Source organism: Psychrobacter sp. CX97, assembly GCF_057396285.1.
This window is the reverse complement of the sequence record NZ_JBXYJE010000002.1, coordinates 17,620-44,391: the sequence shown is the minus strand read 5'-3', so window position 1 is coordinate 44,391 and position 26,772 is coordinate 17,620. Positions and strand designations below refer to the sequence as shown.

16 protein-coding genes are annotated in these 26,772 nt (G+C 37.9%); 15 read left to right on the top strand and 1 reads right to left on the bottom strand.

Translation table 11 applies throughout. From position 1 onward, the window contains the following. Nucleotides 1–132 precede the first annotated feature (132 nt). Both AC2SLL_RS01650 and AC2SLL_RS01645 read left to right on the top strand, forming a co-directional pair. Nucleotides 133–3,525 carry an autotransporter assembly complex protein TamA gene (locus AC2SLL_RS01650; RefSeq protein WP_486529940.1) on the top strand — a complete coding sequence of 1,131 codons (3,393 nt, stop codon included), beginning with the start codon at nucleotides 133–135 and terminating at the stop codon, nucleotides 3,523–3,525. A 308-nt stretch (nucleotides 3,526–3,833) separates the two neighbouring features. After that, nucleotides 3,834–8,891 (top strand): translocation/assembly module TamB domain-containing protein, encoded by a 5,058-nt coding sequence (locus AC2SLL_RS01645; protein ID WP_486529939.1) that lies wholly within the window; start codon nucleotides 3,834–3,836, stop codon nucleotides 8,889–8,891. 285 nt (nucleotides 8,892–9,176) lie between these two features. Here the strand turns inward: AC2SLL_RS01645 and hemP are convergent, their stop codons facing one another. Further along, a complete protein-coding gene (gene hemP, locus AC2SLL_RS01640; protein WP_486529938.1) occupies nucleotides 9,177–9,341 on the bottom strand; it encodes a hemin uptake protein HemP in 165 nt (54 codons plus the stop codon). Between the two features lie 333 nt (nucleotides 9,342–9,674). On the opposite strand from hemP, the gene AC2SLL_RS01635 reads away from it, so the two are divergent. The 13 genes from AC2SLL_RS01635 to cmk all read left to right on the top strand — a co-directional run bounded on the left by AC2SLL_RS01635 (nucleotide 9,675) and on the right by cmk (nucleotide 26,662). Further along, nucleotides 9,675–10,859 carry an NUDIX domain-containing protein gene (locus tag AC2SLL_RS01635; protein WP_486529937.1) on the top strand — a complete coding sequence of 395 codons (1,185 nt, stop codon included), beginning with the start codon at nucleotides 9,675–9,677 and terminating at the stop codon, nucleotides 10,857–10,859. 330 nt (nucleotides 10,860–11,189) lie between these two features. Then, nucleotides 11,190–11,429 (top strand): hypothetical protein, encoded by a 240-nt coding sequence (locus AC2SLL_RS01630; protein WP_486529936.1) that lies wholly within the window; start codon nucleotides 11,190–11,192, stop codon nucleotides 11,427–11,429. A gap of 501 nt (nucleotides 11,430–11,930) precedes the next feature. Next, nucleotides 11,931–13,373: a glyceraldehyde-3-phosphate dehydrogenase gene (locus AC2SLL_RS01625; RefSeq protein WP_486529935.1), complete on the top strand. Its 1,443-nt coding sequence runs from the start codon at nucleotides 11,931–11,933 to the stop codon at nucleotides 13,371–13,373. A 489-nt stretch (nucleotides 13,374–13,862) separates the two neighbouring features. Continuing rightward, nucleotides 13,863–15,083, top strand: coding sequence for a GTPase ObgE (obgE, locus tag AC2SLL_RS01620; protein WP_486529934.1), 1,221 nt, complete (start codon nucleotides 13,863–13,865; stop codon nucleotides 15,081–15,083). 295 nt (nucleotides 15,084–15,378) lie between these two features. Next, complete coding sequence (gene proB, locus AC2SLL_RS01615) at nucleotides 15,379–16,560, top strand: glutamate 5-kinase (protein ID WP_486530171.1); 1,182 nt, start codon at nucleotides 15,379–15,381, stop codon at nucleotides 16,558–16,560. 146 nt (nucleotides 16,561–16,706) lie between these two features. Continuing rightward, nucleotides 16,707–17,861 carry a uroporphyrinogen decarboxylase gene (gene hemE, locus AC2SLL_RS01610; RefSeq protein ID WP_486529933.1) on the top strand — a complete coding sequence of 385 codons (1,155 nt, stop codon included), beginning with the start codon at nucleotides 16,707–16,709 and terminating at the stop codon, nucleotides 17,859–17,861. A gap of 154 nt (nucleotides 17,862–18,015) precedes the next feature. Further along, entirely contained in the window at nucleotides 18,016–19,083 is a 1,068-nt protein-coding gene (gene argC, locus AC2SLL_RS01605) for an N-acetyl-gamma-glutamyl-phosphate reductase (RefSeq protein ID WP_486529932.1), read from the top strand. Nucleotides 19,084–19,349: 266 nt separating this feature from the next. After that, on the top strand, nucleotides 19,350–20,120 hold the full coding sequence (locus AC2SLL_RS01600) for a hypothetical protein (protein WP_486529931.1): 771 nt from the start codon (nucleotides 19,350–19,352) through the stop codon (nucleotides 20,118–20,120). A 344-nt stretch (nucleotides 20,121–20,464) separates the two neighbouring features. Beyond that, nucleotides 20,465–20,917 carry an ATP-dependent Clp protease adaptor ClpS gene (locus AC2SLL_RS01595; RefSeq protein WP_486529930.1) on the top strand — a complete coding sequence of 151 codons (453 nt, stop codon included), beginning with the start codon at nucleotides 20,465–20,467 and terminating at the stop codon, nucleotides 20,915–20,917. A 630-nt stretch (nucleotides 20,918–21,547) separates the two neighbouring features. Next, nucleotides 21,548–24,199 (top strand): AAA family ATPase, encoded by a 2,652-nt coding sequence (locus AC2SLL_RS01590; protein ID WP_486529929.1) that lies wholly within the window; start codon nucleotides 21,548–21,550, stop codon nucleotides 24,197–24,199. A 106-nt stretch (nucleotides 24,200–24,305) separates the two neighbouring features. Next, the gene (gene ung / locus AC2SLL_RS01585) at nucleotides 24,306–24,974 is read left to right on the top strand and encodes a uracil-DNA glycosylase (protein ID WP_486530170.1); all 669 of its coding nucleotides are present in this window, start codon (nucleotides 24,306–24,308) and stop codon (nucleotides 24,972–24,974) included. A gap of 10 nt (nucleotides 24,975–24,984) precedes the next feature. Further along, nucleotides 24,985–25,554 (top strand): tRNA adenosine(34) deaminase TadA, encoded by a 570-nt coding sequence (gene tadA / locus AC2SLL_RS01580; protein ID WP_486529928.1) that lies wholly within the window; start codon nucleotides 24,985–24,987, stop codon nucleotides 25,552–25,554. Nucleotides 25,555–25,954: 400 nt separating this feature from the next. Beyond that, nucleotides 25,955–26,662 carry a (d)CMP kinase gene (cmk, locus tag AC2SLL_RS01575; protein WP_486529927.1) on the top strand — a complete coding sequence of 236 codons (708 nt, stop codon included), beginning with the start codon at nucleotides 25,955–25,957 and terminating at the stop codon, nucleotides 26,660–26,662. Nucleotides 26,663–26,772: the final 110 nt, after the last annotated feature.

Genomic DNA, 26,772 nt, shown 5'->3' with positions numbered 1-26,772 from the left:
ATTATCAAACTTGTGTTAAATGTCTGTATTAATAGCTGTTAATTGCGTATTAAAATGCGTAAACGTCATCTGATATATTGCTGTTGTTCAATAGGCTATATTTAAATTGGTTTAAATAATAGGTCTAAATAAATGGGTAGACACACTGTGATTAAACAAAAAAATGAAATGATACGACAAATAGAATTAACGTCAACGTCAGTTAAAAATCATCTCCCTAATTCTTTTAAATATTCAAGACTGGCGTTAAGTTTGTCGGTTTGTTTGATGGCGCAACTATGTGCCCAGCACAATGCGCATGGCCAAACAATACAAAGTAGCAATGACGTCGATAGTAATATGCAAGTCGGCAAAGGTACTCAACGTACAGAAGCTGATAGAAACGCTGGTTTAGCTTCAGCTGTGACAAGTAGTACAGAACAAGAACAACTTGAAGAGGCATTGATTGCGTTAAAGCTAAAGCAAGCGGTTGAGAGAGGTCTTATTGATGAAAGCGTTTTAGAAGATTATAAGCGTGAAACCTTGAACACGCCAGTGCCGTCCCGAGTACAAAATGCTGCTCAAGCTAAACCAAAGCAAGACTCTACTATCAAAAATACTCCCGCAATATCCAATAGAAACGTCAATGGAAATAATCCATTAGTATCAAAAAAATCAAATGTATTAGAGTCCTTTGATAACCGCCCACGTCCAATACAAAGTAATAGCACTAACTTAGATGTCGCTAATAATATGAATCAAAAATTCGACAATACTTTAGCTGACAGCGATATCTCACATAGTGAAGCTGAAGGGTCTTTAGGCATTGATGAGCAAAGTATCAGCACCCCAGAAGAGCTTGAACAGACATTAGCTCAAATTGAAGTGTCTGATAACTTGGAGAGCACTTTGCCAGTCGCTACGCTCGACTCTACTGAATTACCAATTGGTCTGGATAGGGGAGCGGACGACTTAGGACTTATTCAACCCAATAATAGAAAAACCCTGGGTCTGGATGATATTGTGGCAGTAAATAGCGAAAATGAGAGTATCAATCATAAAGACGCGAGTATAAAACCAACCAATAAAAAGGGCAGTCAAGAATTGTCAGATACGAATATTTCAGCTGCCGCTGATAGCTCAGCTGGCATAGATCCAGATCAATATCTTCCTGAGTACGATGAAACATCAGCTAAAAATTTAGCGGATACTACAGTGACATCAGCTAATAAAGAGACGGCTGACGTAAACGAAACGGGCTTTTTTAAAGGTTTATATAATCGTTTATTTAACGATGGGTATGCAAGCTTACCTAAAATTAAAGCTAAAGTCTTTATCCCCGATAATCGTAAGCAGGATTCATCTGGCAATCCATTATTAGTTGAGGCAGATAAAGATTCGCAACCTGCTAGTAATATAAAAGCAGCAATGGAAAACATTACCATTGAATCTATCAGTGATTTTACCGCAGCTATGCCTAAGTTACGGGAAGTATCTACCAATGCTGCCCAAGCAGTTGGTTACTATGACATAAATATGAGATTTGAACGTGTTGATCAAAGCCACGTTAATGTGATTATTAACAAACTTGGTAAGCCTGTGCAGGTAAATAGTCGTATTGTAGACATTCGTGGTGATGGGTCAGATCTGCCTGAATATCAGTCAATTGCAGAGAATGCAGCCCCTTTAGAGGCTTCGACTTTTAACCACGGGCAGTACATTAAAACTAAATCAGATATAGAAACTGTTGCAGAAGACTTTGGTTTTTTTGATGCGCAATGGTTGAACAAATCAGTAGATATCATATTGCCTGATAACACCGCAGACGTTGACTTAATTTACGACACTGGAAAGCGTTATAAGTTTGATGAAGTCGTATTTTATACTATCGATAAAGAGGCAGGCAAGCTGACCACCGACCCCGATAAACTGCCAGTTAAACCCGAGCTTTTACATCAGTTGTATGACTTTGAAAAGGGCGATGACTTTTATCGTCCTTTGATTACTGATTTTGCCAACAATTTATCTGAAACCCGCTATTTTAATGCGGTAAACGTTGAAAGTGTTAGGCCTGTTACTTTAGACTCAAACAATTCCACACTAGGGTTTGAAAATCAAGATAATATTGATGATGGAGTAGGTATTGATAATAATACAGACAAAAGCGTTTTAGTTGATCTACAAGCTGACACAAACGCACCGCAAGATGACACTGAAATGCAGCCAATTGAGTATTCAATAGATGATCAAACCAGCGAGCGGTTACAGGCAATTAAAACTAAGGCTGAACGTTTGTCTCAGTTGCCTGATGATAGAGTTCTAGATACCGAAAAAGAAGATGCAAAAAGCCTGTTAGGAAAAGTAAGTAACGCTATTAGTAATGCTGTAGAGAAAATATTACCTGATGATGAAGACGACTTATCTGATGCTCAAATATTAGCAAACGGTGCTCAAAGTAGGCTTGATAATCGCAAAACGTCCGAAGATGTTGCTGAAAACAAAGCGGTACCCCTATATGTTTTTGTTACTGCAGACAAGCCTAAAGATGTTGATTTGGGTATTGGTTATGGCACCGATACAGGCGTGAGAGCAGTGGCGAGACTTGAGCATAATCTTATTAATCGTGATGGTTATCAAGCAGGGATAGAAGTGGGCGCATCTGAAATTAACAAGTCTATCAGTCTTCATGCTAAACGCCCATGGAAGCATCCGCTTGATGATACTTTATCAGCAAGACTATCCTTTGTACAAAAAGACGCTAATCAAGGTAAAGGTAATTTAGACCTACTGACCAATACCATAGAAGCTGGGCTCGCGCGTAAAATCCGTAGTGATTCAGGATGGAACAGAACTTATTCAGTACGCTATCGTCTAGATGAACTAGAAAGTGGTATTAAGGGTACTAAAAGAGCAGACTTACCGGTCCCATTTAATCGTGAGAGTGCTCAGTTTGATCAGCAAGCCCTATTATTGGGTTATGCGATTGACAAAACATCTACTGATGATTTGACTAACCCAACTAAAGGCTGGCATCAGTTTTATTCTATTGAAGCGGGTTCGGAAAATGCAGTAACGGATACGAATATGGCCATTGCTAGAGCGGGAATAAATGGCGTTTATAGCTTTGGCGATTATAATAGGCACCAACTTGTGGGAAGTATTGAGGGGGGCTATATTTGGGCTGACGATTTTAATAATGTACCTTATATGCTCAGATTTTTCGCTGGTGGAGACCGTAGTATTAGAGGGTATGACTACAATAGTTTATCCCCTCTTGAAAAAGGATATCTTAAAGGTGGTCAAGTTCTCGCATTAGGTAGTACTGAGTATAATTATGAGTTCAAGCCTGGTTTGCGTGGGGCAGTGTTTGCTGATGTTGGTAATGCTTATGATACTGACTTTTCAAACGATACTAAGCTGGGTGTCGGTGTCGGTGTACGCTGGGCCTCACCGGTTGGTATGGTTAGGTTGGATTTAGCTGCTGGTGTGTTAGAAGATAGTATTCCAGTGCGTCTTCACTTCTTTATTGGTTCGCCTCTACAATAGTTTGAGAACGCTAAATGCTAAATATTGAGTAGGTTCATCAAGAGTAGAAACTTGGAGCATAGGGTTACTGATGTTTGGCATAGCAACCAAACAAATATGACAAAGTGTCGTTATCCGATTTCATTGCCCCAAGTTTGAATATACATTACTATAGGGCAGTTTTTTGCTTTATCAGCGTGACAATCAGCTTAGCCAATACTCGATATATTTTAAGGCAGATTGTAGTTTAAGTTATATAAATATTTAACTTACTGTTATTTGTTTTTATGATCACTTTAATATGATTATTTTAAAAAGTTGTTTTATCCATGACCCTATCGCAAACGCCCTCTCCTAAAAAACCTGAAGATCCTGCTCAGCGTGATGCAGAACGGGTAAAACGCCATTACCCGTTATCCTTTTTACTAAAGCTATTGGCATTTTTAGTTGCCATATTTTTGATTATATGCATTGTTTTTTACTTCATGGCAGGCACACCACGCGGTACTAAGTTTATAGTTGAGAAAATCATCTCAGAGACAGGGGTAGATATTGAATATGAAAGAGGGAACCTGCGTGATGGTTTGGTTGTCAAAGATATTGCCTTAAGTGTCAATAAAGACATAGATATTCACTTTTTAAACACCTACGTAAAAATTGGTTGGCGTGCTATTTTTATGAAAGAGGTGCATCTCAGAGATGCTGAAGTTGATAAAATAGAAATTGTCAATCGTAAGCCCTCTACAGGTGAGCCTTTTGAATACAACAAGTTAGAGTTGCCTGTTAATTTGCGATTTGATAGAGCACGTATCAACAGCATTACCTATAATCAAGTTGGTAATGAGCCTATCGTGGTAACAGATGTTTCTGCTGATGACTTAAATTGGGTAGGTACAAAATTAGAGGTTGGAGATGGACATTTCCAGTATAGTGACGTGGTTAATATTGCTGACTTAACTGGTTTTATAGATTTATATGATAACTATCCGTTAGATCTAGATGCCACAGTCACGCTAGATAGCTTCGAAGATATTTATATTGACCCACTTAAAGTCCAAGCCTCGGGCAGTCTAAAACGTACACATGGATTAGTCAGTAGTAAATACAACGATAGCAATGTCAATGGCGAGTTTGTGGTACAAGGCATGGATAAAAATGCCCCGTTTGATGCTAAGTTGACATGGGATGAAGCCACATTACCCTATGCTCAAAGCCAAAATATAACATTACAAAATGGCTTAGCAGTGGCTTCTGGCGTTATCTCAGATATTGATTTACGCATCAAAAGTCGCATTCTTGCAGAAAATATACCGACTGGAGAGTATCATGGACGGGCGCGTATAAATAATAGCAAGATGCATATTGAACATCTATTAGCAGATACCCCTGAAGGTCGAGTAAATGTCAAAGGCATATTAGATTGGGAGAAAGATTTTACCGCCAAACTCTTGGCCAATGGTCGTGACTTTGACATCAGAGCATTCGTACCAAAAGATGCTGTTCCCTATGCTCCAAAAGTAATTGATGGTCAGTTAGCGTTTATATTGTATACCAAAAACAGGGATGGTTTGCTACAGATGAATGCTGATTTACAGCAACGAGATGGCGAACATATTAACGCTAAGATAGTGAGAGGCGAGCAACCAAAGAATCCAAGGTTTGAAGCACCATGGTTTATTACGGGTAGTTGGCAGAACTACCGCCGTGTTAATGTGCCAAGTATTGGTAATATAAATAGTCCAGTAGGAAGAGGAAATGTTATTGTCCGAGATAGTCGTATATGGGTCGATGCAGATGCTAAAATCAATGAACTTAATGCAGCCCCAGTTGGATACTATAAGCTGAAATTGAGTAAGGTTAATAATCGAATCAATATTCGATCGCTTGACTATGATGGTGTCATCGGCAATTTAAATGGACAAGGCAATATCTTATTAGCTAGCAAAAATAAGCCACTAAGTTGGGAAATAACGGCTCGTACTAAAGCGCTTCTGCTTAATGATTATAATAAAGATGTGCCAGTCGAACGGTTAGTTGGTAATATAGATGCTAAAGGTCAGTTCATTGATATCAGCAAAAAAGTTAAAGGGAAAACTTTGAGTGGACAGCGTCATATTATTACTGTCAAGGGTGCTGATTTAAATGCCATTTTAACCTCGCAAGTTGCGCCTAGCTCATCCAGTACAGCCGTTGATAAGCGTAACGACAACAGAAGTCGCCAAGCGACTGTGGCTGAAAACCGCTATGTAACAGTGGCTGGTATAGCAGATGCAGCAGTTGACATTATTGAAGGTAAGTTACAAAGTTTTGATGCAAGATATAAGGGGACTCTAGGCTCGCAAGGAGTTCCAAAAGGTCAGTATGAGGTAGATGCTAAGGGCACTTTACAGAACATAACCATCAATAAATTCAATCACGAAGGCGAAGCGGGAAGACTGATAGCCTCAGGAAAAGTTAATCTTGTTAATGGGGTAGCATGGGATGTTAAGGCGAATGCCAACGCTCTAAATATTGGTTTTTTTACTCCAAAAACTGAAGGTGTTATTTCTGGAAACTTAATCACATCGGGTCAATGGCGTGACAAAAAAACAGTCAAAAATCAACGTGACAATGGAGTGTTAGAAGCCTTTAATATTAAATTTGATGGTAGCGTAGATACACCAACTCTACCACAAGGTAAACTTATTATTGATGCTGGTGGTAATGCTAAAGCCATTAAAGTACGTCAGTTTAGTCATGTTGGCGCTGCGGGTCAGCTGCTTGCTAAGGGAACAGTGGATGTTACTGATGGTATTGCATGGAATATAAATGCTGTTATGGATCAATTTAATGTGGGCTATTTTGTTAAAGATATGCCTAGTAGTCTGACAGGTCGAGTTGTAAGTACTGGTCGCTGGAAAGATTCGGAACAACGGATTCAAATAAGCCAACTAGAAGCAAATGGTCAGTTAAAGGGCAAACCGCTTGTTGCCAGAGGAAATTTAAATACCATTTTGCACCTACCTAAAGATATGAACGCTTATCTTAAAACGATAAGAGCCGCAGATGTTAAAGGTCAAGCTTCCCAAGTTAACGCCCTTATTGATACGCTTCAGGTGGATGATTTATTAGTTAAATGGTCGAATAATCAAATAGTGGCTAATGGTAATGCAGAACGTTTACAAGCTAAGGTTGATATTAGCAGTTTATATCAACTCTCAGACAACCTGACAGGATCCTTGGTGGGTGGTATAACGCTTATTCAACCAGATGGCAGATCATTGCCAACACTATATGTTGATTTGATTGGTAAAAAAATGACTCTGCCAAATTTTGTTCTAAGCAACGGGTCAATTAAAGGAAAAATTGTCGATCTTGCGAAGAGTAACAGCAAACTTGTTATTAATGCAGACGGTCTGGAGGCTTCAAGTGCTAACTTGAATAACATTCAAATGGTATTCAGTGGTACTGAGCAAAATCATTCATTGTCGTTAAATGGCACAACCAGACGAGGTACAACTGAAGTAGGGATTAAGGCCACAGTCAAAGGTGGGTTTGAGAGAAGTGCTAGGCGCTGGAGCGGTGTAATTGGTAATGGTAATATTTCTACCAAACATGTATCTCTAAAACAAAATCAGCCAGCTCAGCTTATTGCCTCTTTTACTGGAGACTCGCCGCAAATTCAGTTGGCGGCACATTGTTGGCAAGCAACAGATCAAACTGGTAAATTATGCTTACGTGAAAAATTGATTGCATCTGCTCATAAAGGTCAGATAAATCTAGCCATACAGCAGATAGATACCACTTTATTTACCCCATTTTTACCCAAGGATTTAAGTTGGCAAGCTAAGCTTAATGGTAAAGCCGTTGTCGCATGGCAGCAGGGTAGCAACCCTTCAATTAATGCTACTTTATATTCCGATAATGGTAAAGTGGGCATGACTCAAGAAGATGTGACATCGGTAACGTTGCCTTACAAACGCGTCTCTTTAATTGTTAAGTCTTTTGAGGATGGGTTGAAGTTACGAACAGATATAAATAGTGGTACAGGTGCACGAGGATACGCGGATATCGTGGTTGATCCTTTTAAAGAAGATAAACCAATATCAGGTGCATTGGTGTTAAACGAGTTTAATCTTGCGATCATCAAACCCTTCTTTCCGGGTATGCGCACTTTAAAAGGCAATATTACGATGGCAGGTGGCTTGGGTGGAACGCTAACTAGCCCTGTATTCTTTGGCGACGCGAACCTTAAAAATGCCAGTGTTTCAATACTAGATTTACCAGTTAATCTAACTAATATTAATGCTAAGGCAAAAATACGTGGCCAGAGTGCAACCCTCGATGGCACTTTTATGAGTGGAGAGGGAACAGGTAGTCTGGGAGGTTCAATTAATTGGCAACAGGATTTGCAAGCTAAATTACGCTTAAAAGGTGAGCGCTTAGTACTTACCCAGCCACCACTTTTGTTTGCGGAAGTCAGTCCGGATCTCAATATCATTGTTAAGCCTAAGCAGCAGTACGTTAATATTGTTGGTGCTGTGTCAGTGCCTACGGCAACAATAAGACCACCTGAAGCAAATGAGGATGTCATTACTAAATCTAGTGATGTGGTGGTATTAGATCGTCGTCTCATTGGTAATATCGATGAAGTTTTAGCGATATCTAAACCTTGGTCTATCAATGCTGACATTGGTATTGACCTAGGTAACGATGTTGAATTTCGCGGATTTGGCGCTGTATTACCCCTTGCCGGTGCCATTCATGTCACTCAAAAAGGTCAGGGTGTGATGAATGCACTTGGCGTTGTCCAAGTCAGTCGTCGAAGTGATATCGATGCGTTTGGTCAAAACCTTGAGCTAAACTACGGTCAAGTTCGATTTAATGGCGATGTCATGAATCCTCGTCTGAGTATTGAAGCAATTAAAAAAATTGAAGGTCAGACAGTAGGTGTTAGAGTTAAAGGTAACGCCTCAGATCCTAATATTGTCGTGTTTAATGATGCAGGATTAACACAGCAGCAAGCGATGAATGCGTTAATAACAGGTAGGATATCGAACCCAGGCGCCACGCAGACCAGTGAAGAGGGCTTTAAGTCTGAGGTAACCAATCACCTAGCTGCGGCAGGTTTAAGTTTAGGTTTGAGTGGCACTCGTAGTTTAACGAATACATTAGGTAATGCCTTAGGTTTACAGCGATTGACGATTGATGCTTCAGGCTCTGACAAAGATGCGAATGTTAATGTGACGGGTTATATTACACCAGACTTGTATATACGTTATGGTGTGGGGGTGTTTAATGCCCAAAGTGTTTTAACGTTGCGTTACCAGTTAACTAATAGAATTTATGTGGAAGCAACCTCATCAGCAGAAAGTGCTATTGATTTTGTCTATAGCTTCCAGTTTTAATCCCTATGTACTTAATTGATACGCGCTTAGTTAATATGGATTTTATTAACAGGTTTAATGTATTGATAATTTATTGCCGTTAGCGCAAAATTTGTCATGATTAAACGCCCTACTAGGTAAGAGTTGTAATGGTTTTCTCAATCATTCGCTGCAAGGTATCGTTTTATTTGAAATCATTTCATATTGAAATTGAATAAGTGATGCATTAAAAAAGTACAACTCATGGGAGCTGTACTTTTTTTTATATATCGTGATGCGTGTAAAAGAAAGTGGTTTAAGCACTATTTACTTTGTTAGGATAAGACGATTGTTTCTGGTAAGTCTTAAACGATATTCCTCGCCCTCATGCTGAATTCTTACCTCTTTTGTTAAGGCAAACAAATGCTGAGACTGAAGCATAGGGAGCTGGTTGTCACGTAGACGTAGTGAGCGTGAGATAATAGTAGACATGGCTGAATCCTTTTAAAAGAAGTTGCTGTTTTAGGTAAATGGAAACTCGATTAAACTAGGTTTGAAATTGCAATGATAATTACTTTATCCAGTCATCTTTTAGATCTACTGTGGTTATATCTACTAAGAAAATTGACTGCATGATAAAAAATTGAATAAGAAAAACGTTAATAAGATATATTCAATTCACAAGTTGAGTCTTTTTTCTATTTGATAATAATTATCATTTATATTTATTATTCACAATTACCTTGGATATTGCAAGTTTTTTTTAATTAAATTTATCCGCTTTCATTTTTTTGCGCTTTAAATCTTTGCAAAGTAGGGTTGCTAATGTATAAAAATAGTAAAGGTAAACCGATCAGCGTAGCAATAGGTGTTATCCACTATAATGATCAATATCTACTGGGATTTAGAAATGGTCAGCAACATCAAGGCAATCGATATGAATTTGTTGGAGGTAAAATTGAGCCTCACGAAAGACCTGATCAAGCTTTAATAAGAGAGGTAAAGGAAGAAGTTGGTTTAATAATTGATAGTACAAATGTCATTAATCAACTAGGCGTTCTAAACCACACCTATGTTGAACAAAAAGTCGATCACATCACGTGGGTAAAAAAGGTTTGCTTGCATGTGTTCAGAGTAACGCTATCGCAGCAACAGTATCAACAGCTGATAATAAAAAATGAAGGGTGTGAAGGTCAAACTCTAAAATGGGTTAGCTTAAAAAGCTTAGTGGAGGGGCAATATAAGCTGCCGGATGCCAACAAATCTATCTTAGAGTGGTTAAAGTTGCCTAATACAATTGTAATAACGTATGACTTATTATTTAATGCATTAAATGTTGGTGATAATGATGTTGATAAAACAAATGATGCCTTAGCTGTATTTGAAGGTTATCAATCTCTAAATGGCACTGATATATTAACTCAATGGTTAGTCTTTCATTCAGAAAAGCTTCCTCACAAAGGGTGTGTTTATGTTCGACTCAAGCGGGCGACTATGGAGCAACAGCAACACGCTATCATTTCTTTAATAGAAAAAAGACCGGACTTAACATTAATCATTAATAAAGATGCGGCTACGGTTCTTAGTGAAAAAATGGCAGCACAAGGTATGGGATTACCTAAGCAGATTATTGCCCAGCACCTTACCCATAATCAATTGACAACGCTAGTAAAAGATAAGAAAACCTTATCTCAGTTTGACAGTCAGCAATTTAACTTACCGATTGTGGTAAGTTGCCATGATGTTGAAAGTATTCAGCAAGCAAATGCACTGGCTCAACAAAGAATTGAAGAGGATCTATCTCCAGTCGTTGGTGCTTTTATCTCTCCAATCTCAGTGACTCAGTCTCATCCTAATCATAAACCTTTAGGATATGAAAAATTTTCAGAACTTGCGGAAGCAATGCATGTGCCTGTGATTGGGTTAGGAGGGTTGGACCCTAGTGATTTAATAACCGTTCGGCAACATGGTGGCGATAAAGTTGCAGGTATACGTTATTTCATGACTTAAAGCTAATATGATTTATCTCTGCTGAAAGCGTTTTAAAGGTTCAGCAGACCCTATTATCAATAAAGATTCGTATTCAAAAATTTATATTTATATACATTATTTACAAACCGTTGCTTATATATACATTATTTGTATGGTGCTAAAAGTAGAGGAAGCTATACTAACTTCAAGTTACTACCTATTACCATTACTACCTAATCAAAATATATGATTTGAGAACTTTCTCAAGTTAACATTTATTTTAAAACACTTATATTTTAAAAGACTTAAGTTTTTAAATTTGAAGAATCTATTTAAGATAAATGACGCTATAACACGAGGTATACTATTATGTCTGATTTAAATAATGCTTTTCATGAACGTCGTTTCATGACAACTTTACTAAAGCATACCGGTATCGCTTTGGCTATATTAGTGCCATTAGCTGCATATTCATCGCTTGCTGAAGCAGCCACAATATCTACATCTGCGCAAAGTAGTTCAGATACCTCTTTAATGACAGATAAAGTAGCAAACGTAACACCTTCTACACCTATTGACAATCAAATGACTAATAGTGTTTCTTATTAAAAATATATTGATTAATACGTTCTGAAATTGATATGTCCTGAAATAGGCGTTTGATATTATGTCATGGTCAAGTAACTATATATTTAGTAATAAATATTTAATGATAATTTTAAGGCTCTAGGCTCTACTAACTGAGTTATGTAAATTACAAAAAGTATTTTCATTATAGTTTCTACATTATAGTTTCTAAGTGTTTCTCTAATTGACGATGTTATCTATCTTTTTTACATAGCTAGCCATTTATTAAAATTAACCTTAATACAGCAACATTTCTAATGCCATTGTTGTATTAAGTTTTTTTTAGTAGGTTAGTATTATATATCCGCTCACTTTTACCCTTTCAACCATAAAAATTTACCTAGTATAGTTTAGGTATTCATTAAACTGGCTTAAATAGGGATTTTCATTTAAAATTGACCTCAAAAGGTAAGTAAGTTAAATAAAACAGTTAACATTCTGTTGATTGACAGTTTGTACTGATTTTTCATTGATTATTATAGGATGACTATTGTGAGTAACGCTGATTCGTGCCGTAAGTTGCATCAAGACCACTTGACTGCATACCAAAAACAAGAAACAAAAGCGCTTAAGCTGGTTAGTCTATTACATGATCTTTATACTAATAAAGATATAAAAGTGACGTTGTTTGGTGAGTCTCTCAATGGGCTGTCAACCGCTGATCTGTTAACTAAATTCCAGCAATCCTCTACTCGCAATAATGGCGCTGCCTTAACCATTGATGCCGTATTGGCAGTTGTAGAAGATATTAGAGACGTAGATGATTTACAAACTGCGACTGTTGAAGTAGGGCAACTACTTAAACATAACGTTAGGGTTGTTGACGCAATTAATAAGATTGATAAAACCCAGACAGCAAATAGTGACGCTACTGATGTTGTATTATACGGCTTTGGACGTATTGGCCGTATCCTAACCAGATTGCTGCTAGATGAAGCTGCGACTGATAAAGGATTGCAATTAAAAGCTTTTGTGGTGCGTCCGGGTAAACAGGGAGATATTGCTAAACGCGCCTCTCTATTAGAGCGTGACTCTGTCCATGGTACGTTCAAAGGTTCAGTCATTGTTGATGAAGAGAATCAAGGTATTATTGTTAATGGCCGCTTTATTCAAGTAATCTATGCTAATGACCCTAGTGAAATTGATTACACCAGCTACGGCATTAACGATGCAATCGTGATTGATAATACCGGTATCTGGAAAGATGAGGAAGGCTTAGGTAAACATTTGCATGCTAAAGGTGTTAAAAAAGTATTGCTGACTGCTCCTGCTAAAGGCGACATTAAGAATATCGTATACAATGTTAATAGTGATACCATTGGCGATGATACTATTGTTAGTGCTGCCAGTTGTACTACCAATGCCATTACTCCTTCATTAAAAGTGTTAAATGATAAGTATGGTATTGAGAATGGCCATGTAGAAACGATTCACGCATTTACAAACGATCAAAACCTCATTGATAATTATCACAAGGCTGACCGTCGTGGTCGTAGTGCTGTATTAAATATGGTTATTACTAGTACAGGGGCTGCTAAAGCGGTCGGTAAAGCGCTACCTGAATTAAATGGCAAACTTACTGGTAACGCTATCCGTGTGCCAACGCCAAATGTAAGCATGGCCATTTTAAATTTAAATCTAAAGGAAGCTCCTGAAAGCGCAGATGCGTTAAATAGTTTTTTTAAAGAGGTGGCAAATAGCGATAAGTGGCAATCACAAATTGCTTATACTGATTCGACCGAAGCTGTATCCACCGATTTTATCGGAACCAAGCAAGTTGGTATTGTTGACGCACAAGCTACGATAGTTACTGATAATCATGCTACTGTTTATATCTGGTATGATAATGAGGTAGGTTATAGCACTCAAGTATTGAGAGTTGCTGCGCAAATGGCTGGCATTAATTATATTAATATCAGCGTTTAATTAAATATGGCTGTAATAAGTGTGCTAAATGAGTGACCGAGATCATTTTTAACAATGCCCGATAATCTTTAAGGTTATCGGGTATTTATTTTTTTATAATGCTGTAGAATATGGCATGAAATTTTAATACTGTTTTAAATGCCGCGTATAGATTTAGTGCTTATAAGTTCAATGTTTATAAACTTATGATTTATACTTTTAGTAACGCATAGGTATATGAAGGGTCAACGTGATGAGTTTTGAGGGTCTTTTAAAATATTACCTATATATCGATTATTACACACTAGCTATATTTATATAATATTAAGTGAACAGTTAGTCTACAGGTCATGGTGTTAAACTTTGTCGTACATTTCCAGTGTTTATGCTATTAAAGCTTTAAAATAGATGCGTTTAAGGTTAGGAATAATCTATAATTTATAGCAATTTAATGTTATTTATATATCAAGAATTATTTATATATTAAGAGAAGTTAAGGGAGCAAGACCAATGCGATTTATTGATGAAGCAATTGTTACTGTCAAAGCAGGAGATGGCGGTAACGGCATTGTGAGCTTTCGTCGTGAAAAATATGTGCCACGTGGGGGCCCTGATGGTGGAGATGGGGGGAAGGGAGGTGATGTTATTGTTGTGGCAGATGATAATACCAATACACTCGTAGATTACAGATATACCCGTCGTTATGATGCTGGTCGAGGCGAAAATGGACATAGTAAAAATTGCTCAGGAAAAGGTGCAGACAATATTTATCTGCGTGTACCAGTAGGTACCACCATTATAGATAACGAGACAGGCGAAGTTATCGGAGACTTGACTGAAATGGGTCAAGAGTTACTTATTGCTAAGGGTGGAGATGGTGGATTAGGAAATACTCATTTCAAAAGCTCAACCAATCAAGCGCCGCGTAAAGCAACTTCGGGTTTTGCCGGTGAACTAAAAGAATTAAAGTTTGAGCTAAAAGTAGTGGCTGATGTTGGATTAATTGGGTTACCTAATGCGGGAAAATCAACTTTTATTAGACAAGTTTCTTCAGCCAAGCCTAAAGTAGCAGATTACCCATTTACCACTTTAGTGCCAAATCTAGGTGTCGTAGATGTTGGCTTACAGCGATCATTCGTTATGGCTGATATTCCAGGGTTGATTGAAGGGGCATCTGAAGGGGCTGGCCTTGGCATTCGTTTTTTAAAGCATGTTGCTCGAACTCGTAGACTACTACACATAGTTGATATAAAACCCATTGATGGTAGCGACCCTGTTGAGAATACTGAGGTTATTCTTAATGAGTTAGAAAGGTTTTCTCCCGAGTTGGCCAATCTACCGCAAATATTAATTTTAAACAAAATTGATCAAGTGCCGGATGCTCAAGAACTAAATGAACTGTGTACTCACATTGTTGCTGAACTTGGGTGGACAGGAATGGTATTTCGTACCTCTACATTGACCGGTGAAGGTGTGGATGACGTTAAGTATCATTTAATGAATGAGATTGAACGTGAACGAGAGCGTGAAGAGGAAGATCCAATATTTGCTGAAGCGCAAAAAGAACGGTTTGAACGCTTAGAGGCGGAAGTAAGGCTGAATACCGAAGAGCAAAAAGAAGCCTATCGAGCTGCTAGGAAAGCGCAACGTGAGGCGGCAGCTGAGCTTGGATTAGATGACGATGATGCTGACGACGATAATGATGGTGTAGAGATTATTTATGCACCATAAATGTTACAGGGTAATAGTTTCTTGCAGCATGTAAATAAATTTAACCTGATGTTTTCATATTTACTCATGTAAATGAGCTACGATGATGTATCATTGAAAAGCACGATAGTGTTGGCTAGACCCTAACATATCATTACCCCATTCATTATTGACCTATAAACACTCAAACGAATTTGGTTTTATTGTCAATAATGTGTCATTTATATTTAAGTCGTTAATAGTTTTGAATTTAATTTAAATTTTTAGGAGATTTATGAGTATTCAAAAGAAACGCGAAGACTCACATTCTAACCCTATGAAAGTAAGCATTCCAAAACCGACTAATGCAAATGATGAACGATTTATTAGTCAAGAACGTGACTTTAGTATACAACGAGTAATTGTAAAAATAGGGTCATCTTTGTTAACTAATAATGGCAAGGGATTAGATCGAACTGCCATATATGAATGGGCTAGCCAACTTGCTAAGCTTCATAAAGAGGGTAAAGAGGTCATTATTGTGTCTTCAGGTGCGGTTGCTGAGGGCGTGGTAAGGATGAATTTGGAAGAGCGTCCTAAGAAGTTAGAAGCACTGCAAGCTTGTGCAGCTATTGGACAAATGGGGCTTCTTCAAACGTGGTCGTCAGCATTGATTCAAAGTGGCATACAAAGTGCACAGATTTTACTAACCCATGATGATTTAGCTAACCGAGAAAGGTATCTCAATACTGCTAATACTTTAGATAGATTACTAGATTGGCGTGTTATACCTGTCATTAATGAAAATGATACTATCACAGTTGATGAAATAAAGTTTGGTGACAATGATACGCTTGCTGCTATGACAGCTGCTATGGTTAGTGCAGATTTATATATTATTTTGACTGACCAAGAAGGTGTGTTTACTGATAACCCAAGAGATAATCCGGATGCAAAAATGATACTGCAAGAGCGTGCAATGGCAGACTATCTTTTTGATATAGCAGGTGAAGGTGGTAAGCTTGGTAGTGGCGGTATGCTCACAAAAATACGCGCTGCACGGCTAGCAGCGATGGGCGGGTGTCCTACCGTTATAGCAAATGGTAGCAAAGATAAGGTTATCACACGTATTGTGCAAGGCGAACCTGTGGGTACGTTGCTTAAAACCAACCAAGCTGACAAAATAATTGCACGCAAGCAGTGGCTGGCTGCACATTTACGTATGGCAGGCACGCTATTTATTGACTCTGGTGCAGTCAATGCCATTACTATTCAAAATAAAAGTCTGCTTCCAGTTGGGGTGGTCGAAATACAAGGCGACTTTGATAAAGGGGATGTAGTGGCTGTTGTCGATATCAATACAAAAGAACGAGTTGCCGTTGGTCAAGTTAACTTTGCTGCCTCGGAAGCGCGACGTGTGGCAAGAGAGCGTACCCAAAACTTTGATAAGATTTTAGGCGAGTCCGAAGACCGTGTGGTTATGATTCATCGTGATGATATGGCGATAGTCAATAAATAATATGTGTATTCACTTCACTATGTCATCGGCACATAATTAAAAATTAAGTTTATGGGTATACACTTCTGAGTCCGTTTTTGATAAAAGTGTTAATACTAAGTGCTGACATTATGAGGCTACTTTCAAGCTTTCGATAAGAGAAAAAAATGACAATAATTAATGCTTCCTCCCCTGAAATTGATTCTGTTGTAATAAGTGATGAATTTGCCCCTTTAAAAAACGATCGTTTATTGAGAGCATTACGCTTTGAGACGGTCGATGTCACGCCTGTTTGGATGATGCGTCAAGCAGGAAGATATTTACCAGAATACAAAGCTACTCGAGCAGAAGCTGGAGACTTTTTAAGCCTATGTAAAGATACTGAACGGGCGACGGAAGTTACATTGCAGCCTCTTAGGCGTTTTGATTTGGATGCCGCTATATTATTTAGTGATATTTTAACCATCCCAGATGCTATGGGGCTTGGTCTTTATTTTGAGGCAGGTGAGGGTCCTAAGTTTAAGAAAACAGTTCGTACGGAAGCAGACTTAAAGCAGTTACCAACTTTAGATGTTAATGATTCACTTGATTATGTTATGCGGGCAGTGACAAGCATCCGTAAAGAGTTAAATGGTGCAGTGCCTTTGTTTGGTTTTTCTGGCAGTGCGTGGACACTTGCGACTTATATGATTGAAGGTGGCAGCTCAAAAGACTACCGTCATACCAAAGAGCTTTTATTCAGTAAGCCTGAGTTTTTGCATTTAGTTTTAGACCATATCGCGATTGCGATTGTAGACTATCTTGATGCTCAAATTAATGCTGGTGCGCAATTAGTGCAGATATTTGATAGTTGGGGCGGTGCACTAGCACACCGTCAATTTATTGAATTTTCTCATCAGTACAATAAAAGAGTGGTTGCTCAATTAAAACAGCGTCATCCAGATGTTCCCGTTGTGTTATTTACTAAAGGGGGCGGGCTATGGTTAGATGTTCAAGCGGATAGTGCGGCAGATTGTTTAGGGCTAGACTGGACAATGCCAATAGATCGCGCTAGAAGAATTTTAGCCAATGAACAAGAAGGGCTGACTACAAAACATAAAAATAAGCGAACGAACAAAGCCATTCAAGGAAATTTAGATCCTGCAACGCTGTATGGTTCGGCAGAAACCATAAAACAAAATGTTAAGCAAATGCTTGATGATGCCTATTCTACTGGCGAGAAATCAGGGTATGTTGCAAATTTGGGTCATGGGATTACCCAATGGGTAAATCCTGATAATGCGAAGATATTTGTTGATGCTGTACACGAATATCAAATATAAACATTGGTAATAGGGAATATGTTTTAAAATGTTGAGTTTAGAACCTCTATTAGAAGAAAACATATCTAGTTTCTGATAATGATAAAACGGTTTCAATTTAGAATATTTAATTTTCTTATCGAATTTTGATGCTCAAAAAGGGTTAGGAGATACCATGCTACAAGCAGCTATAGTCGGTGGAACAGGATATACAGGTGTTGAGCTAATTCGATTGCTATCAGTTCATCCAAAAGTGTCCATTAAATGGCTTACTTCACGTAGTGAAGCAGGCAAGCCAGTCACTGAAATATTTCCTAGTTTAAGTGGGTTCACAGATTTAATATATAGCGACTTAGGCGAAGGTACTGTTGAGGCACTATCAAAGTGTGATGTGGTGTTTTTTGCGACACCCCATGGTGTCGCCATGCAGCAGGCTCAAGCATTGGTTAATAACGGAGTTAAGGTTATTGATTTGGCAGCCGACTTTAGACTCCAGTCGTTAGAGGACTTCGAGAACTGGTATAAGCATAAACATGTTTGTCCTGATTTACTAAAAGAAGCCGCTTACGGTCTACCGGAAGTTAATCGTGATGCTATAAAATCCGCTAAAGTTATTGGAAATCCAGGATGCTACCCCACAACAGCAATATTGGGATTAAATCCGATTATCAAAGCACAAAATAAACTGAATGAAGCACTGGTTGAAAAACGTATTATTATTGATGCTAAATCTGGCGTATCAGGTGCAGGTAGGCAAGCTAAGCTTGATTTAAACTATGCAGAAACAACCGATAATTTTAAGGCGTATAGCGTTAGTGGACATCGACATCTGCCAGAAATAGAACAGGGCGTACATCAGATTTTAGAGAGTGTATTTACCCATAGTATTCGATTTGTGCCGCATTTAGTTCCTATGATACGTGGTATGTTTACCACGATTCATTTGAGCTTAACCGAAATGGGTATTGAGCAGGATTTACAAAGCTTGTATGAAGCTGCTTATAAAGATGAGCCGTTTATTGAAGTATTACCAGCTGGAAAGTTGCCTGATACACGTAGTGTTAGGGCGAGTAATAGAATGCATATTTCAATATATCAAAACAATAGCAGATCTGAGGCGACTATTTTGGTGGTTCAAGATAATTTAGTTAAAGGGGCTGCAGGCCAAGCTATTCAATGTATGAATGTAATGTTTGGCTTTGATGAAACACTTGGTCTTAACCAAATTCCTATAGTACCCTAATCTAATAGTGCCACTATTATCCATAGTAGAAAATTTTTACATTAAAACTTTGTAATTTTGATGAATAAGCTCGCAGTGTTTTTAACGCAGTCGTAAGAGTGTGATAGGCTGTGAGCAATTGTTAGGTATAATAATAATAGTTAGGTATAATAGCGTGCCCCAAAAGTCTGTTGAAAAGAAAGTGGCAATGCAGCATTGCAACTTTCGCAAATTTCAATTTATAGACAGACACACCTAATACGAGCCGAAATGAAATGTCAACTGAGATGAGCAAGTCTAATCCCACATCTGCTAAGAGACCATCACCTAATGTGTTGAGTCCTTTTTTATTAGCGCTATTTGCCTGCGCTGTCATATTGACAGGCATCATTATGGCAGTTTTTGGGCATAAATTTGGGTATCAAAGGGGATTTAATGCATCTCAGTCTAATATTAACGCACATGGTGTTAATGCGGAACTGACCTCTCAAGAAGTTAAAGAGCTGACTCGCAAAGTTGACTCGCTTAATCAATCATTAAATACAGCTAAACAAGAAAGAGATATTAGTTTAAATAACCTTGGAGTTATGCGTAAGAAACTTGAAGATATAGAAGTGGTTAATTTACAGTTGCAGCAAGTCAACGATTTTTATGCCGATGCTTTGATTGAGCAAAAAGGATTACCCTTACAAGTTATGGGTGCCAAAATTGAACCATTACCTGAAAATGCGTTTGAGTATCGATTTGATGTTGCAATGCTGGCTGCAGATGGAAAATCACATAAGCTAAGACCACAGTTAATACTGCTTGATGAGACCAGTCTAGTAGAAGTGCCATTGCAACCACTTACCTACGATATTAAGGGTATTTCAAGAATTAGAGGTAGATTTATAATGCCTACTGGTTTTCAGCCTCGTCAGGTCAAACTTATTTTAACAGCGAATAACGAACAAGTTGAGCAGATATATAACTGGCGTTTATCCAGTCCAGTGGATAAAATGCCAATGTCGCTCTCTGAAGTGCCTAAAACGGATCAACGTCCTGTGACAGATGATTAATGATATTCAGGGGTGTTATACATAATGAATATATTAACTTCTTTAGTTATCTATAAACTAAAGATAGTTACCCTAAAATCTATTGAGTACACAATTATCATCTCTAATGTTTATGACGTAATGCCAGAAGGTAGGTTTAATTTTTGATAATGTTCACTCATTCTTTAATACTATTTTAATACCATAAATTAAGATCCATAAATCATAAATAGTGCATGTCAAAAAACTAATATAGTAGTGAGCTAAAATAAAGTTGAATAAGATATTAATCTGGTTAACTGCGTAAAGTAGTTAGAATTCATTTGAATGAATATAGGATACTCGGCATAGAATCGATACCCATTATGACAAATGTAAAAATATCACATGACGCCCCAATTACGTGCCTTTTAAATCAATCAAACCAAATGGGCGACTGGCATCATCCTGCTGCCATACCAGTAATTAATCTTGTAAAGAGATTGCCTGACATAATGTCGGATGATGATGAAGAGCATCAAAAAGATGTTGATGTATTAATTGCTGAACCAGAAATCGCTAAGCCACCCATGTATGCCGTCATTATGTATAATGACAATTATACGCCTATGGAGTTTGTGGTTTATATCTTAGAATCTGAGTTTAAGCATTCAATCGATAAAGCCGTTCAAATCATGTTAGATATCCATCATAATGGACGTGGTACTGCTGGTATATATCCTAAAGATATTGCGGAAACAAAAGCAAAAAAGGTTAATACGATTGCGCGTAAGGAAGGTTATCCACTTTTAACTCAAATAGAACCTCATCAAGAGTAATAGTGCATCTATTAACTTCTTTCTCTTTTCTCTATAGGTTAAATCACTTTTAAAATACACATTAATAACTGAAATATAATTTCATTAAATTTTTACATAATTTTTACATCTCATTATATATACTTAGATTATATTTATTAATGAGTGTATTCTTGATTGATTATAACTCAACCTAAACCTGAGGATAAGATTTTCTTAGAGGTTTTACCTAGTAAAAACTTGTTATATAGCACATTTTGCTTTTATTTTTCTATTTTCTATTAGAGCAAAGCGTTTCTATTAGAGCAGAGCGGTTCTTAGACATTACTAAAACTCTTTATGAGTTGCTCTTCTTTAAAAGTCCAATATTAGACCTGCTTCTTCCCTTTAACAACCCTTTCACGTGGTATTACCCTTTCATTTTATATTAATAATTACTTAAAACCTTTGCCATCTTTAAATACATCTTATATAACGACTTGATATTTGTAGTTGTTAACCCTACCTACTAGGTATGAGTTATCATTAATTGTCTTTGATTTATAACGAGAATTTGGACTATATTAATGATGTACATTCCCATTTTTAAACAAATACTTATTATCTTATTATTCAATTACATTATTTAAATAAAAATATCAGGAAAGTTCTATGTTAAGTCGTCATCTTGAAGTTTCATTACGGTTAGCCATGACGTTGGCGAGACAAAAATCACACGAATACTTAACGGTGGAGCATCTTCTTCTGGCTTTGCTTGAAAATAATAATGCCTCAACTACATTAAAAGCTTGTGGTGCAAATATTGCTGAGTTACGTACTGATCTGGAAGCCTACATTGAGAAGCACACGCCTACGATTGATGAAGATACCGAGCAAACCCCACAAGCTACCCAAAGTTTTGATCGTATTTTGCAGCGTGCTATTTTTCATGTGCAATCCATTGGTTCTGGACGTCTTGTGCAAGGCTCAGACATCTTAGTTTCTATGTTCTCAGAACATGATACCTATGCTGTATATTTACTTAAAAAACAAGGCGTAAGTCGTCTAGAGCTAACTCAGTATTTGTCACATGGCAATGAAGAGGATGAGGTACGCACGTCAGCTAAGGGTGAAGAGGGTGCTAAGAAAGATGATAGAGCCAAAAAAGATCTGCTAGCAGAGTTTGCTACGAACCTAAATAAGCGTGCGGCTGAAGGTAAGACTGACCCTTTAATTGGTCGGGAGGTTGAAATTGAGAGAACGGCACAAGTTTTATGCCGTCGGCGTAAAAATAACCCGTTACTCGTAGGGGAGCCGGGTGTTGGTAAAACTTCAATCGCCGAAGGACTTGCTTGGCTTATTATTAACGACAAAGCGCCTAAACCTCTTCAGGGCTGTGTGATTTATAGTCTAGATATAGGCTCATTAGTTGCCGGTACAAAATACAGAGGGGATTTTGAGAAGCGTATGAAAGGGCTATTAGACGCTCTAAAAAATAAGCCTAATGCTATTTTGTTTATTGATGAGATTCACATGATCATTGGGGCTGGTTCATCAATGAGCAGTAATATGGATGTCTCTAACCTTATCAAACCTGCTCTAGCAAACGGCGAATTAAGGTGTATTGGTTCAACTACCTATACAGAATACCGACAAGTATTTGAAAAAGATCATGCGCTATCACGTCGTTTCCAAAAAATTGATGTGAATGAGCCAAATATTGAAGATAGCATTGAGATATTGAGAGGGTTAAAACCTCGTTATGAAGAGTTTCATAATGTCGAATATACAGATGCTGCCTTAGTCAGTGCTGTTAAACTGTCAGCTAAACATATTCATGAACGTTTTTTACCAGATAAAGCCATTGATGTTATCGATGAAGCTGGTGCTTATAAACGCTTAGGCATCACGCCAGACTTGGATCAAATTGAAGACGAAAATCAATTAATTGATGAAATTACGAAAAACGAATTTCATTTAGCGCAGTCTGATAAAAATCAGCAGCCACCTAGTACACAAGTTGATAAACAAGAAGACAGCCAAGAAGGCAAAGAAGAACAACTACTAGAAGATGCAACTGATATATCAGAGGTTGAAAAAGACTCAGACATCGCTTTAGCCTCTGACAACTCAAAAGATCCGGTTGACCTAGACCCAGACAGTAATTTGGTCAATGATAAAAAGAATGTGTCAGATACGGATTCGACTTTGGAGACAGAGTCAGAAAATGTGGAACCTACCGTCATTGATGTTGAAGATATTGAAGCAATTATTGCCAAACTTGCTCGTATTCCACCAAAATCTGTATCTAATGATGATAAGTCTTTACTTGAGCATTTAGAGCGTGATTTAAAACGTTTGGTATTCGGTCAGGATGAAGCTATTAAAACCTTGTCTGATGCGATAAAGCTATCACGGGCGGGGTTAAAACCAGCGGATAAACCAATCGGTTCGTTCATGTTTGCAGGACCTACGGGTGTTGGTAAAACTGAAGTGTCTAAACAACTGGCTAACTTGATGGGTATTGAGCTAATACGCTTTGATATGTCAGAGTATATGGAAGCGCATACGGCTTCTCGGTTAATTGGTGCACCTCCTGGGTATGTTGGATTTGATCAAGGTGGTTTATTAACGGAAAAGATTAACCAACATCCCCATTGTGTGCTACTTTTGGATGAAATTGAAAAAGCACATCCAGATGTGTTTAACTTGCTGTTACAAGTAATGGATCATGGTACGTTGACAGATAATAATGGTCGAATGGCAAGCTTTAAGCAGGTCATTCTAATTATGACGACAAACGTCGGTGCTGAGAATATTAGCCGTGCCTCTATGGGCTTTACTAAGCAAGATCATAGTAAAGACAATACAGAAGCAATGAATCGAGTTTTTACGCCTGAGTTCCGTAATCGTCTAGATGCTATTATTCAGTTCAATCCACTTGATCCGATAGTGGTCGTATCTGTAGTGGATAAGTTCTTAGTCGAATTACAAGCGCAACTTGATGACAAACAAGTGGTACTTGAAATCGATGATGCGGTACGTGATTATCTTGCTGAGAAGGGTTATGATCGTTTGATGGGTGCAAGACCAATGCAGCGGTTAATCCAGAATGAGATTAAAAAACCATTAGCCAATATGGTGCTGTTTGGTAATTTATCTGAAGGTGGCGCGGTTCATGTTACATTGAGTGACACACCCTTTGAGCAGCCACTGGATGAAAACGGCAAAGCTGCTGCTGAAAATAGCCGCATTTTACTGACGGTTGTTGAAAAGCATACTCATCATAATAAAAAATTTGTAGAAGGGCTCGAAGAGAGTTAATCAAACCGTTTAGAGTTATTATATGCAGACATTTTCTGAAGCATCGAAGGATATATTAAATATTAAGACAGAGACTGAGAAACAAGCGATTTTAGCGCGTGTACAAATGCCTGAGGATTGGAAACAGGTATTAGCAGATGAGTTACTCTCTCAAAATATGGACAGCTTGCGGGATTTTTTAAAGCAAGAATATAAACTTGGTAAAACTATATATCCACCAGCTTCTAAGATGTTCAATGCATTTAATCTTACACCCTTCAATAATGTTAAGGTGGTAATTCTAGGACAAGACCCATATCATGGCCCAGGTCAAGCGATGGGCTTGTCTTTTTCTGTCCCTAAAATAATACCTAAGCCGCCGTCTTTAAATAATATTCTTAAAGAGATGGCTGATGATATTGGCACCACTTATTCTGCACATGGCGATTTGACGCATTGGGCAAAACAAGGCGTGTTACTTTTAAATACATCGCTCACTGTAGAAGAGGGTAATGCAGGTAGCCATCAAGGTATAGGTTGGGAGCAGTTTACTGATGCTGTCATAGAAGCTATTAATAAGCAGACCCAGCATACTGTGTTTATTTTATGGGGCAGTAAAGCGAAACAAAAAGGTAAATTTATTGATACAGATAAACATCTTGTGTTGTCAGCTGTTCATCCCTCTCCATTGGCAGCGAACCGTGGTGGTTTCTTTGGTACTCGACCTTTTTCAAAAGCCAACGACTATTTAATACAGCATGGTAAGCAGCCGATTGACTGGCAATTGCCTCAATAAATTTGTGTTTATGAATAGATCATTATTACCTGATTACAAGTTTGCTGCTAGACCTATTGTTCTAGCAGATGCTAAGTTTTGGACGCTGGATGATTTTAGATTTATGCAGCAGGCGCTTATACTTGCAAAGCAGGGTAATGATCAGGGTGAAGTACCTGTTGGCGCAGTTATGGTGTGTAATAATGAAATAATAGGGGAAGGGTATAACAGACCAATCAGCTGTTCAGACCCTACTGCACATGCGGAAATTGTGGCGTTACGTTTAGCGTGTACAAATATTGAGAATTATCGCCTCCCTCCAAACACAACACTTTACGTGACCCTAGAGCCTTGCACAATGTGTATTGGTGCCTTAATACATGCAAGGCTCTGGCGACTTGTATTTGCTACTCATGAACCCCGTTCTGGAATGGTAGGCAGCCAATTAAACCTTACCGGTCTTGAATGTTATAATCACAAAATTTTGATTCGTTCAGGGCTTCTACAGTCGCAAAGTCAGTCACTGTTGAAACAGTTTTTTAAGGTAAGGCGGCAAAAGGCATTGGCGTATAAACATAGGCCTAAACTTAACTCTAAATAATACTCTTTAAAGTAATAGTCATTCATCCATGGACCTTACTATGAGTTATCTACCTATCATAAGTTATAAGTAATCTTTTTATGTTAGCTTCCACTTAAAAAATCATATTTACCTGTATTAAATAAGTATAGATATTATCATCTAATCAAATTATCATCTCATCAAAAAGTTACGCCGTTTCCTTTATAGATTAGAGTATCTTACTCTTGTCCAAGCTATAAATAATATCTGGATTTTGAAGTTGATATTTGCTATAATCCGCCCCTATTTGTATTTATCGTACTCTCGCATAAGTTTGTCAAAGTATATTATCTAGATTTTATCGATAAGTTTTGAGTTTAATTTTTGAGTGTAATATAGCGCGATACTAGTTGATATCATTAAGGGCTAGCCATATCCAATGAATTATCCTGTTATCACAATTGATGGACCTAGTGGTGCTGGTAAGGGCACGGTCTGCTTTAAGCTTGCTCAAGTACTTGGATTTAATCTGCTTGACTCAGGTGCTCTATATCGTATTGCAGGATTGAAAGCTTTTGAAGCGGGTCTCCTAGCAGATAATGAGCCGACTGAGGATGCAAAGCAAAAAATTACTGAACTGACTGCTAATTTAGACATTCAGTTTGTAGCCGATGATAACACAGGACGAGTTGATATCATTGTAGATGGTGTTAATGTCGCAGGCAAAATTCGTAATGAGTCTGTTGGAGGCTACGCTTCTAAAGTTGCTTCACTACCAGATGTTAGAGCGGCACTTCTACAGTTGCAAAAGAATATGGCTTCTCAAAGAGGGTTGATTGCAGATGGTCGGGATATGGGGACAGTGATTTTCCCAGATGCAGATGCAAAAGTTTATTTAACAGCAAGCCCTGAAGCACGAGCAAGCCGTCGAGTTTTGCAATTACAAGAATCGGGGCAAGATGCTGATTATGATACCATATTAGCAAACATTGAAGAACGTGATAGGCGAGACGAAAATCGCAGTATCTCCCCATCGGTACCCGCAACAGATGCTTTAATTGTCGATAGTTCTGAGATGAATGCGGAGCAGGTTTATCAAGTGATAAAAAAATTCTGTCAAGAAAAAGGCATTTGCTTTAGTGGTTAAATGACAGTGACTTAAAATTTTTATTTATTAAGGTGTTACTCCTATTATTTTAGGGATAAGTCGCACTAAGATTTTACAGATTTTAGCCTATTTTTTATTTATTGTGCATA

Coding starts and splice junctions, on each gene's coding strand:
- AC2SLL_RS01650 (WP_486529940.1), top strand. CDS start 133: ATGGGTAGACACACTGTGATTAAACAAAAAAATGAAATGATACGACAA.
- AC2SLL_RS01645 (WP_486529939.1), top strand. CDS start 3,834: ATGACCCTATCGCAAACGCCCTCTCCTAAAAAACCTGAAGATCCTGCT.
- hemP (WP_486529938.1), bottom strand. CDS start 9,341: ATGTCTACTATTATCTCACGCTCACTACGTCTACGTGACAACCAGCTC.
- AC2SLL_RS01635 (WP_486529937.1), top strand. CDS start 9,675: ATGTATAAAAATAGTAAAGGTAAACCGATCAGCGTAGCAATAGGTGTT.
- AC2SLL_RS01630 (WP_486529936.1), top strand. CDS start 11,190: ATGTCTGATTTAAATAATGCTTTTCATGAACGTCGTTTCATGACAACT.
- AC2SLL_RS01625 (WP_486529935.1), top strand. CDS start 11,931: ATGACTATTGTGAGTAACGCTGATTCGTGCCGTAAGTTGCATCAAGAC.
- obgE (WP_486529934.1), top strand. CDS start 13,863: ATGCGATTTATTGATGAAGCAATTGTTACTGTCAAAGCAGGAGATGGC.
- proB (WP_486530171.1), top strand. CDS start 15,379: ATGAAAGTAAGCATTCCAAAACCGACTAATGCAAATGATGAACGATTT.
- hemE (WP_486529933.1), top strand. CDS start 16,707: ATGACAATAATTAATGCTTCCTCCCCTGAAATTGATTCTGTTGTAATA.
- argC (WP_486529932.1), top strand. CDS start 18,016: ATGCTACAAGCAGCTATAGTCGGTGGAACAGGATATACAGGTGTTGAG.
- AC2SLL_RS01600 (WP_486529931.1), top strand. CDS start 19,350: ATGAGCAAGTCTAATCCCACATCTGCTAAGAGACCATCACCTAATGTG.
- AC2SLL_RS01595 (WP_486529930.1), top strand. CDS start 20,465: ATGACAAATGTAAAAATATCACATGACGCCCCAATTACGTGCCTTTTA.
- AC2SLL_RS01590 (WP_486529929.1), top strand. CDS start 21,548: ATGTTAAGTCGTCATCTTGAAGTTTCATTACGGTTAGCCATGACGTTG.
- ung (WP_486530170.1), top strand. CDS start 24,306: ATGCCTGAGGATTGGAAACAGGTATTAGCAGATGAGTTACTCTCTCAA.
- tadA (WP_486529928.1), top strand. CDS start 24,985: ATGAATAGATCATTATTACCTGATTACAAGTTTGCTGCTAGACCTATT.
- cmk (WP_486529927.1), top strand. CDS start 25,955: ATGAATTATCCTGTTATCACAATTGATGGACCTAGTGGTGCTGGTAAG.